The organism is Kribbella sp. NBC_01245 (assembly GCF_036226525.1).
GTDB lineage: Bacteria > Actinomycetota > Actinomycetes > Propionibacteriales > Kribbellaceae > Kribbella.
This window is the reverse complement of sequence record NZ_CP108487.1, coordinates 2,264,180-2,278,392: the sequence shown is the minus strand read 5'-3', so window position 1 is coordinate 2,278,392 and position 14,213 is coordinate 2,264,180. Positions and strand designations below refer to the sequence as shown.

The window sequence follows — 14,213 nt, the reverse complement described above, 5'->3', positions numbered from 1 at the left end:
TTACAAACCGGGGGGAGCCGACCTTTAGGGTGTGGCCCATGCCTGAGAATCTGGTGCTGCTGCCTGCCGTCGACGTGGCGGACGGTCAGGCCGTCCGGCTGGTCCAGGGTGCGGCCGGGAGCGAGACGTCGTACGGCGATCCGCTCGCGGCGGCGATGGCCTGGCAGGACGCCGGGGCCGACTGGATCCACCTGGTCGATCTGGATGCCGCCTTCGGGCGTGGCAGTAATCGCGAGCTGCTCGCGGACGTGACCGCCAAACTCGACGTCAAGGTCGAGCTCTCGGGCGGGATCCGCGACGACGAGTCGCTGACGAACGCGCTGGCCACCGGTGCCGCCCGGGTCAACATCGGCACGGCCGCCCTGGAGAACCCGGAGTGGTGCGACCGGATCATCGCGGAGTACGGCGACCGGATCGCGATCGGGCTGGACGTGCGCGGCCGGACGCTGGCGGCGCGCGGCTGGACCAAGGAGGGCGGCGACCTCTACGAGGTGCTCGAGCGGCTCGAACAGGCCGGCTGCGCGCGGTACGTCGTCACCGATGTCACCAAGGACGGCATGCTGCAGGGGCCCAACCTGGAGCTCTACCGGGACCTTTGTGCCCGGACCGACAAGCCCATCGTCGCCAGTGGCGGCGTCTCCAGCCTGGACGATCTGCGCGCGCTGAGCACGCTGGTCGCGGATGGGGTGGAGGGCGTCATCGTCGGGAAGGCCTTGTATGCGGGGGCGTTCACCCTGACCGAGGCACTCGAACTCACCCGTGGAGGCAATCAGTGAGTCTGGCCGAAAAGCTGGCCGGCAAGAAGGTTCTTGTCACCGGTATCACCGGCTTCGTCGGTGAGGCACTGCTGCACCGGATGATCGGTGATCTGCCCGGTACCACCGTGGTCGCGATCATCCGTCCGAAGGGCTCGCTGACCGGCACCGCCCGGATGGCGCAGCTGCTGAAGAAGGACATCTTCAAGCCGTTCTACGGTGAGGGCACCCCGTACGCCGATGCCGACGCGCTGACCGCGGCCCGGGTGGAGGTGGTCGAGGGCGATCTGTCGGACGTGCCTGAGCTGCCGAAGGACCTCGACATCGTCGTGCACTGCGCCGGTGACGTGAGCTTCGATCCGCCGATCCACGACGCGTTCAACACCAATGTGCTCGGTACGAAGAGCCTGCTCGAGCGCATCGTCGAGACCGAGCGCCCGGTGCACTACGTCCACATCTCCACCGCTTACACCGCGGGTCGCCGTCGGGGCGCGATCCCCGAGGCGCCGGTCGAGCACACCGTCGACTGGCGGGTCGAGGCCAAGGCCGGGATGGCGATGAAGGACCGGATCGAGGAGGCTTCCCGCGGTGCCGGGATGCTGGCCAAGTTCCGCAAGGAGTCGGAGAAGCTGCACCGCCGGGCCGGTCACCTGACCGCGGCGGCCGACACCGAGCGTCGTCGTACCGAATGGGTCGCGAAGAAGCTGATCGAGACCGGTACCGAGCGCGCTCGCAGCCTCGGCTGGACCGACTGCTACACCTTCACCAAGGCCCTCGGTGAGCGGGTGGTGGAGGAGTTCGCCGCCACCCTGCCGACGTCGATCGTGCGTCCCGCGATCATCGAGTCCGCGCTCCAGAGCCCCTTCCCGGGCTGGATCGAGGGCTTCAAGATGGCCGAGCCGCTGATCCTGGCGTACGGCCGGGGCGAGCTGCCGGAGTTCCCGGCCAGCCCCGACTCGGTCGTCGAGATCATCCCGGTCGACCACGTCGTCGGTGCGATCTGCGCCGTGATGGCGACGGAGCCCGAGCCGGGCAACCCGGAGTACTACCACGTCAGCTCCGGCGCCCGGAACCCGCTGACCTTCGAGCAGCTGTACGCCGGTGTCCGCGCGTACTTCTCCAAGCACCCGTTCGACCTGGGGGAGCGGGGTGCGGTCCGCCTGCCGGTCTGGAAGTTCCCCGGCGGCGATTCGGTCGAGAGTCTGCTGCGGTACGGCGAGAAGGCGCACAAGATCGCCGACCAGATCATCACGCACATCCCGCGTGGCGAGCGCACTCTGAAGTACGCCCGCGAGCTCGACGTACAGAAGCGGCGACTGGACTTCCTCCGTCGCTACATGGACCTGTACGCCGAGTATGCGCAGGCGGAATTGCAGTTCATCGACGACAACGTGCTCGCGCTGCACAACGCGTTGGAGGGTGACGACCGGGAGAAGTTCTGGTGTGACTCGGCCATCGTCGATTGGCAGCACTACCTGCAAGAGGTGCACTGCCCGAGCGTCACGGACTCGCTGCGCCGCCTCGACGTCGTTCGCAAGAAGCGCAACAAGTCGCTGCAGGAGGCCGGCACCGACCTGAAGAAGCTCGCGCCGGGTGATTCCACGGTCATCGCCGCGTTCGACATGGACGGCACGCTGCTGTCGTCGAACGTGATCGAGACGTACCTGTGGATGCGCCTGCCCGAGCTCGACTCCCGCGCGCGGTACAGCGAGGTCGGCGCGATGCTGCGCAAGCTGCCGAAGCTGGTCGCGGCCGAGCGCAAGGACCGCGGTACCTTCCTGCGCACGATCTACCGCCGCTACCAGGGCGCCGATCTGGAAGAGCTGAACCGGATCGTCGACGAGGTGCTGGCCGAGCATGTGCTGGAGCGGCTCAGCGGTGCGGCCGTGCGCCGGATCCGCGAGCACAAGGCGGCCGGTCACCGCACGATCCTGATCACCGGCGCGGTCCGGCCGTTGACCCGGCCGCTGGAGCCGTTGTTCGACGAGATCGTCGCGGCGGATCTCGCGGTCGACGATCGCGGCCGCTGCACCGGCTTCCTCACCGGGCCGCCACTGGTCGGCGAGTCCCGCGCGGCCTGGATCAAGCACCGCGCCCGCGGTACGGATATCGACCTGTCGAAGTCCTTCGCGTATGCGGACAGCCACTCCGACCTGCCGATGCTGACCACCGTCGGCAACCCGGTCGCGGTCTCACCCGACGTCTCGCTGTACCGGGCCGCCCGGGCGGGACGCTGGCAGATCGTCGACTGGAAGACGCCGGCCACCTCGTCCCGTCTGGAGATTCCCGGGGTGAACGCCCGATGATGCTCGCGCTCGAGATGTACCGCTCACCCGCCAAGTACCTGGCCGCCAAGGCCGTCGGCGGGCGCATTCCCGGCATCCTGACCGGCCCGGCGGCACCGCTGCGGCTGGTGACGATCGCGGAGCCCAAGGCCGAGCGGGACGGCTGGGCCCGGATCCGGCCGATCCTGTCCGGGATCTGCGGGTCCGACCTCGGCATGGTCACCGGTCATACCAAGCTCTACTTCTCGGCCATGGTCTCGATGCCGTTCGTGCCCGGTCACGAGATCGTCGGCGAGCTGCTCGAAGACTGCGAGGACCTGCCCAAGGGCACTCGCGTGGTGATGGACTCGGTCCTGACCTGCGCCGCCCGTGGGGTCGAGTTCTGCGACGGCTGCGCGTCCGGCAACACCAACCGCTGTGACCGCATCACCGTCGGCCACGTAGCTCCAGGCCTGCAGACCGGGTTCTGCCAGGACACCGGTGGCGGCTGGGGCAACGTCATGGTCGCGCACCGCAGCCAGCTGTACGCCGTACCGGACGGCATCTCGAACGAGCGAGCCGTCCTGACCGAGCCGCTGGCCTGTGCCGTGCACACCGCCTTGCGCGCGAAGATCAAGCCGGGCGAGTCGGTCCTGATCAGCGGCGCGGGCGCGGTCGGCCTGTTCGCCACCCTCGCCCTGCGCGAGCTGACCCAGGCCGGCCGGATCACGGTCGTCGCGAAGCACGCCAAGCAGCGCGAGCTCGCCCGGGCCTTCGGCGCGAGCGATGTCGTCGCGCCGGACGAGGTGTTCCGTGGCGTGCGACGCGCCACCGGGGCCTTCTGGTTGAAGCCGGAGCTGGGCCGCGAGTTCCTGCTCGGTGGTGTGGATGTCGCGGTGGACGCCGTCGGCAGCAAGGACTCCATCGACACCGTTCTGCGCGTGACCAAGGCCGGTGGCCGGGTCGTGCTGAGCGGAATGCCGTCAACTGGTGCGGATCTGTCCCCGGTGTGGTTCCGTGAATTGGAGCTGACCGGGACGTATGCCTCGGCCCGCGAAGAGCCGAACGGCAGGCCCGCGTTCGAGACCGCGCTCGAGTTGGCCGCGAAGGCCCCGCTCGACGGCGTGGTCGGCGCGACGTACCCGCTGTATCGCTGGCGCGAGGCCCTTGACCACGCCCAGTCCGCCGGCCGTCTCGGTACCGTGAAGGTCGCTTTCGATGTGAGGTCGGCATGAGGATGAGTGACGTGGTCGGCATGATGAACGCCCGTTTGAAAGAGGAGAACTGATATGTCCCGGCCTGGATTCGTGCTTGAGGTCGATGACCGCACGCCGCCTCTGCTCGTGCACAACGGTGAGGGATTCAAGCTGGAGCGGTTCCCGCTCGGCACTCGCGTGGTGTACCCGCCGGAGGCGCAGGCCCCGGTGCGCGACGTCGAGGAGGCCATCCAGAACGCGCTGCTGAACCCGCTGGAGTCCGAGCCGCTGCCGGAGCTGCTCCGCCCGGGCATGCGGCTGACGATCGCGTTCGACGACATCTCCCTGCCGTTGCCGCCGATGAAGAAGCCGGACATCCGGCAGCGCATCATCGAGGCCGTGCTGACGATGGCGGCCGACGCGGGTGTCGACGACGTCGAGCTGATCTCGGCGAACGCGCTGCACCGCCGGCTCACGCCGAACGAGCTGCGCGACATCGTCGGTGAGCGCGTCTTCCGGTCGTTCTACCCGGACGGCAAGCTCTACAACTTCGACGCCGAGGACGCCGCGAACCTGACCCATCTCGGTCAGACCAAGCACGGCGAGGACGTCGAGATCTCCAAGCGGGCGGCCGAGTCCGACCTGCTGGTCTACGTGAACGTGAACCTGGTGGCGATGGACGGCGGCCACAAGTCGACGTCGATCGGCCTCGCGTCGTACAAGTCGTTGAAGCACCACCACAACAGCCACACGATGATCCACTCGCGCTCCTTCATGGACCACAAGGTCTCGAAGATGCACCACTCCGCCTGGCGGATGGGCGAAGTGCTGACGTCGCACGTCAAGGTCTTCCAGATCGAGACCACGCTGAACAACGACATCTTCGGCGGACCGCTCGAGTTCCTGCAGAAGCGCGAGTGGGAGTGGTCGATCAAGGACCAGGCCTCGATGCTCGCCGCCAAGCGCGGGATCGACCTGGCCCCGACCCGGGTCCGGCGCAAGATCTTCCAGGACGTCCGGGCGAACTACGGTCTGACCGGTATCAACGCCGGCAAGATCGAGCCGGTGCACGAGAAGACGATTGAGGCCGTGCACAGCCAGCACAAGGTCGAGGTCCAGGGCCAGGCCGATGTCGCGATCATGGGTGTGCCGTTCGTCGGCCCCTACAACGTGAACTCGATCATGAACCCGATCCTCGCCGCCTGCATGGGCCTCGGGTACTACTTCAACTCGTACATCGGGCAGCCGATCGTCCGTAAGGATGGCGCGGTCATCCTGTACCACCCGGTGGACTACGAGTTCAGCCAGCTGCACCACCCGTCGTACGTGGACTTCTTCGAGGAGGTCCTGTCCGAGTCGACCGACCCGGCGACGATCGAGGCGAAGTTCGAGAAGCAGTACGCCGAAGACCCGTGGTACATCCACCTGTACCGGACGTCGAACGCGTACCACGGCGTGCACCCGTTCTACATGTGGTACTGGATCAGCCACGCGCTGGACCACTGCGGCGACATCGTCTGGGTCGGCGCGAACCGCAAGTCCGTCGAGCGGATGGGTTTCCGGTCCGCCTCGACGCTGCAGGACGCGCTCGAGATGGTGAGCCACTCGGTCGGCCGCTCGCCCTCCATCACCTACCTGCACAACCCGCCGCACCTGCTCGCGGATGTGCGCTGATGGGGACGAACCTGGTCAAGTTCTCCAAGGAGACCGTCCGCGACGTCAAACAGGTGGCGCGCGGCTGGCGCTGGGGCCGTCGCCCGCAGGTGCCGCGTTCGGCCGAGCCGTTCGTCATCCCCAAGGAGACGTCGGTCTTCCCGACCAAGTGGGCCCGGACGCCGGCCGCGATCGCGCTGCGTGAGGTCGTTCAGAAGGGCGCGCTCAACTCGGTCCTGCGCTTCGAGGTGAACCCGCAGGTCAGTGGGCTGGACGCGTTGACCAAGGTCAACGAGCCGTGCCTGATCGTGGCGAACCACTCGTCGCACCTGGACACCCCGCTGATCCTCTGCACCCTGCCCAACGCGTGGCGGCGCAAGACGGCCGTGGCCGCGGCGGCGGACTACTTCTTCGACACCTGGTGGCGTGCGACGGCGTCGGCGATCGTGTTCAACACGTTCCCGATCGAGCGCCGCAGCGGCAAGCTCAGCTCCACGCCGGGCGACCTGCTGGCCGACGGCTGGAACGTCGTGGTCTTCCCCGAGGGCACCCGTTCGCAGGATGGCTGGATGGAGCGCTTCCGGATGGGCGCGGCCTATCTCGCCGTCGAGCACGGTGTGCCGATCATCCCGGTCGGGATCAAGGGCTCGTTCGCCGCGATGCCGCGTGGCCGTGGCTGGCCGGTTCCGGGCCGTCCTTCGGTCGCAGTCCGGTACGGCGACGCGCTGCGGCCGGCGCCGGGGGAGAGCGCTCGCGACTTCGCGCCGCGCATCTCGGCCGCGGTCTCGGCCCTGCTCGACGAAGAGGGTTCGACTTGGTGGGAGGCCCGTCGCCGGGTCGCCACGGGCGCCTCGCCCTCGCAGTCCGGGCCGGACGCCGCCCGCTGGCGCCGGGTCTGGGAGTCCACCGCCCCGATCAAGTCCAACGGCGACAAACGCCGCGCCTGGAAGTAGTTCTGTTGGAGAAGGGCCTTGCGCTTGCTGGCGCAAGGCCCTTCTTCGCGTTCAGTTAGGTGGTGATGACGAGTTTGCCGAGGGTGCCGGACGCGAAGGCGTCGAAGGCGTCTTGGGCCTGGTCGAGCGGGTAGAGCTGCTGGATCGAGAGGCTGGTATCGCCGGTGGCAGTGCGCTCGAGTACGTCGGCGGTCGGCTGGGCGTATACCGCCGTCACGGCCACGGTCTCGCTGGGGAGTTGCCACCTGGGTGCCGACGCCGCCGGTCGCACCAATGACCAGGACGGTCTCGTCGGCACGCGGTGCGGCGCTGTTCGATGACGGCATAAGCGGTCGCGCCGGCCACACCGAGCGCGGCGCCGTCGGTGAAGGAAATTCCGTCCGGCAGTTTGGCGATGCCGACCTCGGCCGGCACCGTCACGTACTCGGCGAACGAGCCGTCGCCCAGGTAGGGCTTGGTCACCACGCCGAAGACGCGATCGCCGACCGCGTAACCATCAACGCCGGGCCCGACCGCATCGGCCTCGCCGGCGGAGTCGGCGCGGCCACCTTGTTCCGCCGGTTCCCGACTCGCGAGGACATCATCACGGCGACGTTCGGGCAGCAGATGGCGGAGTTGCGCGAGCAGTCTTTCTCCGGGGTTCAAGCGGTTGATCGCCCGGGCTCAGGAGGCGGGCAAGCTGCGGAGCGACTTCGAGCATCAGGACTTCGTGGTCGTCCTGATGGCCAATGCGGGGGTCGTCGCCGCGACCTCTGGGAGTGCGCCGAAGGCCTCGCCGCGGTTGGTCGGCTATCTCCTGCAGGCCTTTGCGGCCGAGGCGGCCAAGCCGTTGCCGCCGGCGCCGAGCCCGGCACAGACGTACCGGGCTCTCAAACGCCTTTCGCCGCCTGAGGTCTGACCCCGCTGCGTTTTAGTGGTCGCGGAGATCCGAGCGTAGGTCGATGGTGGCGAGGCGGTTCGCGGTGGGCGGGGTGACGGTCCAGTCCGGGTGGTTCGGCATCGGCGGGGTCTTGGTGCCGTACAGCCAGTCCTCCAGGAATGGGCGGACAGTGGCATCTGCGCTGACACTGGTCGCCAGTGCGATGAACTGCTCGGTGCTGATGTTCTTGTTCTTGTAGGTGGCGAGGATCCGCTTCTCGATCTCTGCGAACTTCTCCGCGCCTACCTTCTCCTGCAGCGCGTAGAGCACGAGTACGCCGCCGGTGTAGCGCTGGTTGTCGAACAGGTTCTGCGCGTTCGGCTTGGCGACCGGGCCCGAGCTGGCGCGCCACAGGTCGCCCTGGCTGTACGTCCACTTCATGCGGTCCACCATGGTCGTGAAGCCGCGGCTGTCCGGCCAGCCCCGCTCGTACCGGTAGAGCAGGCCGTAGAAGTCGGCGTGCCCCTCGTTGAACCAGAGGTCGCCCCAGTCCGCAGGCGTGACACTGTTGCCGAACCAGGTGTGCACCAGCTCGTGCATCATGTGCGAGCCGATCTTGTCCTCGGTCTGCGTGAGGTAGTTCGGCTTGTAGAGCGTGAGCGTCTGCGTCTCGAGCCCGGTGAAGTCGAACGCGTCCGGCGCATCGTTGTTGGCCGGCAGGATGCCGTACGCCTCGAGTGGGAACCGGCCCAAGTACTGCTTGATCCAGGTCAGCTGGCCCGCGGTGAGCTTCAGCGCCGCGTCGACCTTGGGCAAGCGCGCAGTCGGTACAACGTCCCGCATCCGCGCGCCGTCGACGGTCCCGCGCTCTACGATCGTGTAGTCGCCTACGGAGATCTGCACGACCTCGGTCGCGACCGGATTGCGCGTGATGTACGTCGAGGTGGTGCTGCCGTCCTCGTTCGCGACATCGCCGATGTGCACGCCCGACGCCACTCCGATCGTGCCCTTCGGCGCGGTCACCCGGAACGTGTAGCGGGCCTTGTCCGACGGGTGGTCGTTGCTCGGGAACACCGTGTGCGCACCACTCGGCTGCGGCGCCAACGCGAAGCCGTCGGGCGTCGCGACCCAACCACCCGCAGGCGGCTTGATCCGGCGCGGGTCCGCTTGATAGGCCACGTTGACGGCGAAGACGGTGTTCCGGGTGATCGCGTTCGCGGGCGTGATGACCAGCTCCTCGCCCTCTTGGGCGAAGGTGGCGGGCTTGCCGTTGACGGTCACCTTCGCGATGTCGAGCCCGAACGAGTCCAGGTTGAACCGCGACAGGTTCTGCCCGGCGACGGCGTACGCGGTGACCTTCGACGCGACGAGCTGGGTGGTGGCGTCGTACGTCATGTCGACGACGTACCGCTCGACCTGGTAGCCGCCGTTGCCCAAGCCGGGGTAGACGGTGTCGCCGACGCCAGGTGCTCCAGGGGAGGCGGCGTGCTTGGTCTCGCTGGCGCTGGCCGACTGGCCCACCAGGACGGACGCGGTGAGCGCCAGAATCGAAGCCGAGCCGACGGCCAGCCGGCTCAGGGAACGTTGCATCACCGAAGTACTCCGATCGTCTGGGCAGATGAGGTCCACTCAACCCGATCGGGGGTCCGCCGGGACCCTTTTCGAGCACGGTCGAAGGCCTTCTTGCAGCTTGTGGCAACTGGTTGTGGACAGGCTCGTGGGGTTGCGGGGCGGGCTCGGTAGGCTTTGCCGCGTGAGCCTCGCCGTACGAGTCATTCCCTGCCTGGACGTCGACGCCGGCCGGGTGGTCAAGGGCGTCAACTTCACCGATCTCCGCGACGCGGGCGATCCGGTCGAAATGGCCAAGGTGTACGACGCGGAGGGCGCCGACGAGCTGACCTTTCTCGACATCACCGCGTCCTCCGGATCACGCGAGACGACGTACGAGGTGGTCAGGCGGACCGCCGAGCAGGTCTTCATCCCGCTCACGGTCGGCGGCGGCGTACGCGAGGTCGGCGACGTGGACCGGCTGCTGCGCGCCGGCGCGGACAAGGTCGGTATCAACACGGGCGCCATTGCCCGGCCGGCGGTTATCGAGGAGATCGCGCGGCGGTTCGGCAATCAGGTGCTGGTGTTGTCCGTCGACGCCCGGCGCGCGCCCGACCAGCCGTCCGGCTTCGAGGTCACGACGCATGGCGGTCGTAAATCGGCAGGGCTGGACGCGATCGAGTGGGCCCGACGCGGTGTCGAACTCGGCGCGGGCGAGGTCCTGCTCAACTCGATGGATGCCGACGGCACCAAACAGGGTTTCGACCTGGAACTGATCCGCGCCGTACGCGCCGTCGTGTCGGTCCCACTGATCGCCAGCGGCGGAGCCGGCGCGCCCGAACACTTCCCACCCGCCGTCAAAGCCGGCGCCGACGCCCTCCTAGCCGCCAGCGTCTTCCACTTCGGCGACTTCCACATCTCCGACGTGAAGAAGGCCCTCCGCGAGGCTGGCATCGAAGTCCGCTAACCCACCGCCGACGCTCACGATCTCTGCGTTGATTGGTCTGTGTCCGCTCGCCCCTGACTGCGGCGAGTCGATTGGTCACCCGCCTACGTCCTCTTCCACCTGACCCGCCGCTGTCAGGGGCGAGCGGATACAGACCAATCAACGCAAGAGTGAGGCGCGACTCAACGCAAAAGGGGGAGGTTCCATTCTGGTGGAAGGGCGTTGACAGGTGGGCGGGGTGAGGCTGGTATAGACCGGAATGCCGTCCAGTCTTGGAGGCCCGCCATGATCGCTCTTGCATCCGCCATGTTCTCCCTCCTGCTCCCACCTCTGATCGCGCCAAACCCACCAACGGAACCAACCCCGATAACAGATGCGCTCCCGTTAGTCGTGCCCGTGCCGCAGTCGATGGTCGCGACGTCGACCCGGTTCGCGATGTCCGATGACGTCGCGGTGTACGTCGATGGGCCCGATGCCGCCGCGGCCCTGCGCGATCTCGGGGTAGACGGCCCGGCCGGCCTTCCGCCCGGCGGGTATGTGCTGGCGATCGGCGAAGCCAACGGCCGCAAGGTAGTCGCGATCGACGGAGTCGACGAAGCCGGGACGTTCTACGCCCGCCAAACCCTCCGCCAACTCACCACCAGCCGCCAATCAACCAACAGCGGGCAGTTGCCGGGGGTGGTGGTGCGGGATTATCCGGCGTTTGGGGTGCGTGGGGGGATGGAGTCGTTTTACGGGCAGCCGTGGAGCCAAGGGGACTTGTTGCGGCATCTTGATTGGCTTGGGGCGCATCGGATGAACGTGTTTCAATACACGGTCAGCGGCGACTCCCGCACCTCGGGGGAGAACTGGCGCGATCTCTACCCGGCAACGGAGATCGCGAAGTTTGCCGAGGCGATCGCGCGTGCCAAGGAGAACCAGGTCGACTTCACTTATCGCATCAACCCCGAGGCGAATGTCTCCCCGCAACACGGCATCTGCCACGCGCTCCAATCCGACCTCGACAAGCTCATCGCGCGCTACCAGCAGCTGTACGACGTGGGCGAGCGGACCTTCTCGATCGGCTGGGACGACGTCAACGGCCGATTCGCCTGCCCACTCGATACCGACACCTTCGGCACCGGCCCGACCGCGCTCGCGGACGCACAAACCCACGTCGTCAACCACGTCTACGCGAACTTCATCACCAAACGCACCGGCGCAAAGCTCGTCACCGTGCCAACCGAGTACTGGGGCACGGGCTCATCGCCGTACCGGACAAGGTTCGCCGAGCGGATCCCGGCCGACGCACCGATCTTCTGGACCGGCCGCGAGGTGGTCTCACCAACGATCACCGCAAGCGAGTTGGCCCAGGCGGAGCAGGCGTTCGGCGGCCGGAAGTTGCTCATCTTCGACAACTACCCGGTGAACGACTTCGCGCCGAACCAGCAGCACCTCGGCCCCTTGACCGGCCGCGATCCCGCTCTGGCCGAGAACGCGCTCGGCATTCTCGCCAACGAGATGCAGGAGGCGGAGGCGTCGTTGCTCAGCCTCTACACCGTCGCCGACTACGCCTGGAACCCCTCGGCGTACGACGCGCAGGACTCGTGGACGCGCTCGCTGCAGGAGTTCGGCGGTACGGCGTACCCGGCCCTCCGTGCGTACGCCGAAGTCTCGACCGCCTCGCCGCTCCATCCGGAGACCGCGCCGATCGCGCCGTTGGCCAAGGCGTTCGCGCAGGCCTGGCGGACGGGTGGCGATCTCGGCCCGTCCGGTGATGCCCTGCTGGCGGAAGCGGCCCGGCTCAAGGCGGTGCCGGCGCAACTGCGGCAGACCCTGGCCAATCCGTCGTTCCTGCGTGATTCCGAGGGCTGGTTCGTCGCGTTGGAGGGGCGGGCGGCCGCGGCCGAGCACGTCGTACGGGGCCTGCGGGCCAAGGCGCAAGGCGACCTCACGACGTACCGTGACGAGCGACGGGCGATGGGTCTGGCGCTTGCCCAGGGCAACAAGTTCGGGCGGATGGTGACGCCTGGGGTGTTCGACGACCTCGTCGACCTGATGGCCGCACCGCGCGGTGCGTCGGTGATCCGGCACGCGGACGGACGGATGGCGACCTTCGCGCGCGGTGCGAGTGGGCATCTGCGCACGTCGTTCCAGACGAGCCCGGGATCGGGCTGGACGCCGTTCGCCGAGCTGCCCGGGATCACCATGCACGGTCAGCCGGAAGTACTGGCCGAGCGCGATGGCTCGATGGTCGCGTTCGTTCGGGGCAGCGACGACCGGCTGTGGGTCAACCACCAAAGCGCGAACGGCTGGGCTGGTTGGAGCAAGATCAGCGAAGCCGTTGTGACCGACAGCCCGACGGTCGTGCAGACCGACGATGGCCGGTTCAGCGTGTTCGCTCGCGGCGGCAATGGCCAGTTGCACACAATCTGGCAGACGGCGACCGGGTGGAGCTCGTTCGAGCCGTTGACCGGGATCACGATGCTCGGCAAACCCGAGGTGGTGGTCGGCCAGAACGGCGTGATGACCGCGGTGGTGCGGGGGAGCGACAACCAGGTCTGGGTCAACAAGCAGCACGGCCCGGGCACCGGCTGGCAGGGCTGGATCCTGCTCGGCGGTGTGACGACGGACAACCCGCGCCTCGCGGCGACGTACGACGGTGGCTATAGCGTCTTCATCCGCGGCAGCGACGGACATCTGCAGACGACCTGGCAGACCTCGTACGACGGTCCGTGGCACGGGTTCGTCGCGATCGGCGGCATCACGATGACGGGTCCGCCCGAGGTGCTCGTCGGCAACAACGGCGCGATGCAGGCCTACGTACGAGGCTCGGACAACCGCATCTGGACCGCCTGGCAGAACCGGGCCGGCGACGGCTGGTCCCACTGGGCACAGGTGATCGAGCCGTTCACCGGAGCCGGTGGATCGCCGGCCGCCGTCGACAGTTCAACCGGTGCGGTGAGCCTCTTCGGCGTCGGGCTGGACGGCCGAGTACGCACCGCCTGGCAATCCGCCGCCGGTAGCGGCTGGAGTGGCTGGGCAGACCTCGGAGCGCCTTAGGTGGTGGAGAGGACCTGACGCCAGACGTCGATGATGAGAACCGGTTGCATGCCGACCGAGAGGTAGAGGCCGAGCGCGGGCGTCGGGTTGTCCGTATCGACGTGCAGGATGGTGCCGTCGAGACCCGCCGCCGCGTTCTGGGCGAACGTCTTGGACAGCAGGTACTTGGCGTACCCCTTGCCGCGATACCCGGGCACCACACCGAGGCGGGTGATGTAGCCGCAGTTCTCGTCCTCGACGAACTGGTCGTTCGACTCGCACACCGCGACCGGCCGGCCGTCAATTTCCAGCACCGACAGCTGCGACCAGGAGAACGTCGGCCGCGCCTCGCGCACCTGGTACCACTCCTCGAACGGGCGAACGGTCACGTCCTCCTGCCCGGCGAAGGACCTGGTCATCACCTCGTACGCCGCTCGGCGCGACGGCTCATCGTGCGCACCACGCCGCAGTACCGCGCCGGCCGGCAACGTGGGCTCGGGCGTGCCGGGACCATGGTCGACCCGCATCCGGTGGTACGTCGTACTCGGGCTGAAACCGCGACCCGAGACCAGATCGCGCAGCGCCTGGTCGCCCCGGTAGATCCCGGCGTCGAGCACCACCGTGTCGTGGCCGTGGTCCCGGGCCCGATCGCGACCGCGTTCCGTGGCCTGGGTGAACAACCACCGCGACAGCACCGGATCGGCCGCCACCACGTCGATATCGACCTGGTCGGCGCCACTGGTGCCGTAGATCCAGGCATAACCGGCGGCCTGACCGGACTCGGTATGCACCAGCCAGCCATCGGTTTCGGGATCGAAACCCGGCTCGGCCATGTTGTCGAAAATGTCGTCCAGTGTGCAGTCGGCAAATCCGACCACCTGGGTGTTGTATGCCGACACGACCTCGAGAATGTCCCTGGCGTCGGTCGGCCGCGGCCGCCGGACGGTATACCCGGCCGGCGGAGCGGCGGTCATCTCCATGTGGTCATGGTGAGGCCCCGCCGCCCCCTTGTCGAGTC

At 67.9% G+C, this 14,213-nt stretch carries 12 protein-coding genes; 8 read left to right on the top strand and 4 right to left on the bottom strand.

Features of this window, described 5'->3' with window-relative positions:
• The first annotated feature begins 38 nt into the window (after window positions 1-38).
• The 5 genes from priA to OG394_RS10030 are packed head-to-tail and all read left to right on the top strand — an operon-like array spanning window position 39 to window position 6,821.
• On the top strand, window positions 39-776 hold the full coding sequence (priA, locus tag OG394_RS10050; protein WP_328994842.1) for a bifunctional 1-(5-phosphoribosyl)-5-((5-phosphoribosylamino)methylideneamino)imidazole-4-carboxamide isomerase/phosphoribosylanthranilate isomerase PriA: 738 nt from the start codon (window positions 39-41) through the stop codon (window positions 774-776).
• Window positions 773-3,061, top strand: a complete 2,289-nt coding sequence (locus OG394_RS10045) for an HAD-IB family hydrolase (protein ID WP_328994841.1) — start codon at window positions 773-775, stop codon at window positions 3,059-3,061. Before priA ends, OG394_RS10045 begins: the two co-directional genes overlap by 4 nt.
• Window positions 3,058-4,254: a zinc-dependent alcohol dehydrogenase gene (locus tag OG394_RS10040; protein ID WP_328994840.1), complete on the top strand. Its 1,197-nt coding sequence runs from the start codon at window positions 3,058-3,060 to the stop codon at window positions 4,252-4,254. Before OG394_RS10045 ends, OG394_RS10040 begins: the two co-directional genes overlap by 4 nt.
• Before the next feature lie 54 nt (window positions 4,255-4,308).
• Window positions 4,309-5,889 carry a lactate racemase domain-containing protein gene (locus OG394_RS10035; protein WP_328994839.1) on the top strand — a complete coding sequence of 527 codons (1,581 nt, stop codon included), beginning with the start codon at window positions 4,309-4,311 and terminating at the stop codon, window positions 5,887-5,889.
• Window positions 5,889-6,821, top strand: a complete 933-nt coding sequence (locus tag OG394_RS10030; protein WP_328994837.1) for a lysophospholipid acyltransferase family protein — start codon at window positions 5,889-5,891, stop codon at window positions 6,819-6,821. Before OG394_RS10035 ends, OG394_RS10030 begins: the two co-directional genes overlap by 1 nt.
• 55 nt (window positions 6,822-6,876) lie before the next feature.
• Here OG394_RS10030 and OG394_RS10025 read toward each other — a convergent pair whose 3' ends face one another.
• Window positions 6,877-7,038 carry a hypothetical protein gene (locus OG394_RS10025; protein WP_328994835.1) on the bottom strand — a complete coding sequence of 54 codons (162 nt, stop codon included), beginning with the start codon at window positions 7,036-7,038 and terminating at the stop codon, window positions 6,877-6,879.
• Window positions 7,035-7,466 (bottom strand): alcohol dehydrogenase catalytic domain-containing protein, encoded by a 432-nt coding sequence (locus OG394_RS10020; RefSeq protein ID WP_328994834.1) that lies wholly within the window; start codon window positions 7,464-7,466, stop codon window positions 7,035-7,037. Before OG394_RS10020 ends, OG394_RS10025 begins: the two co-directional genes overlap by 4 nt.
• 4 nt (window positions 7,467-7,470) lie before the next feature.
• On the opposite strand from OG394_RS10020, the gene OG394_RS10015 reads away from it, so the two are divergent.
• Window positions 7,471-7,719: a hypothetical protein gene (locus OG394_RS10015; protein WP_328994833.1), complete on the top strand. Its 249-nt coding sequence runs from the start codon at window positions 7,471-7,473 to the stop codon at window positions 7,717-7,719.
• Window positions 7,720-7,731: 12 nt separating this feature from the next.
• Here OG394_RS10015 and OG394_RS10010 read toward each other — a convergent pair whose 3' ends face one another.
• Window positions 7,732-9,270, bottom strand: a complete 1,539-nt coding sequence (locus OG394_RS10010) for a M1 family metallopeptidase (protein WP_328994832.1) — start codon at window positions 9,268-9,270, stop codon at window positions 7,732-7,734.
• A 163-nt stretch (window positions 9,271-9,433) separates the two neighbouring features.
• On the opposite strand from OG394_RS10010, the gene hisF reads away from it, so the two are divergent.
• Both hisF and OG394_RS10000 read left to right on the top strand, forming a co-directional pair.
• Window positions 9,434-10,195 (top strand): imidazole glycerol phosphate synthase subunit HisF, encoded by a 762-nt coding sequence (gene hisF, locus OG394_RS10005; protein WP_328994831.1) that lies wholly within the window; start codon window positions 9,434-9,436, stop codon window positions 10,193-10,195.
• Window positions 10,196-10,570: 375 nt separating this feature from the next.
• Window positions 10,571-13,216 carry a beta-N-acetylglucosaminidase domain-containing protein gene (locus tag OG394_RS10000; protein WP_328994830.1) on the top strand — a complete coding sequence of 882 codons (2,646 nt, stop codon included), beginning with the start codon at window positions 10,571-10,573 and terminating at the stop codon, window positions 13,214-13,216.
• Here the strand turns inward: OG394_RS10000 and OG394_RS09995 are convergent.
• A complete protein-coding gene (locus OG394_RS09995; protein ID WP_328994828.1) occupies window positions 13,213-14,175 on the bottom strand; it encodes a GNAT family N-acetyltransferase in 963 nt (320 codons plus the stop codon). The genes OG394_RS10000 and OG394_RS09995 overlap by 4 nt on opposite strands.
• Window positions 14,176-14,213 lie beyond the last annotated feature (38 nt).

Excerpts from the sequence above, each read along its gene's own strand:
- OG394_RS09995 (WP_328994828.1), bottom strand. The coding sequence starts at position 14,175 with ATGGAGATGACCGCCGCTCCGCCGGCCGGGTATACCGTCCGGCGGCCG.
- OG394_RS10010 (WP_328994832.1), bottom strand. The coding sequence starts at position 9,270 with ATGCAACGTTCCCTGAGCCGGCTGGCCGTCGGCTCGGCTTCGATTCTG.
- OG394_RS10030 (WP_328994837.1), top strand. The coding sequence starts at position 5,889 with ATGGGGACGAACCTGGTCAAGTTCTCCAAGGAGACCGTCCGCGACGTC.
- OG394_RS10040 (WP_328994840.1), top strand. The coding sequence starts at position 3,058 with ATGATGCTCGCGCTCGAGATGTACCGCTCACCCGCCAAGTACCTGGCC.
- priA (WP_328994842.1), top strand. The coding sequence starts at position 39 with ATGCCTGAGAATCTGGTGCTGCTGCCTGCCGTCGACGTGGCGGACGGT.
- OG394_RS10035 (WP_328994839.1), top strand. The coding sequence starts at position 4,309 with ATGTCCCGGCCTGGATTCGTGCTTGAGGTCGATGACCGCACGCCGCCT.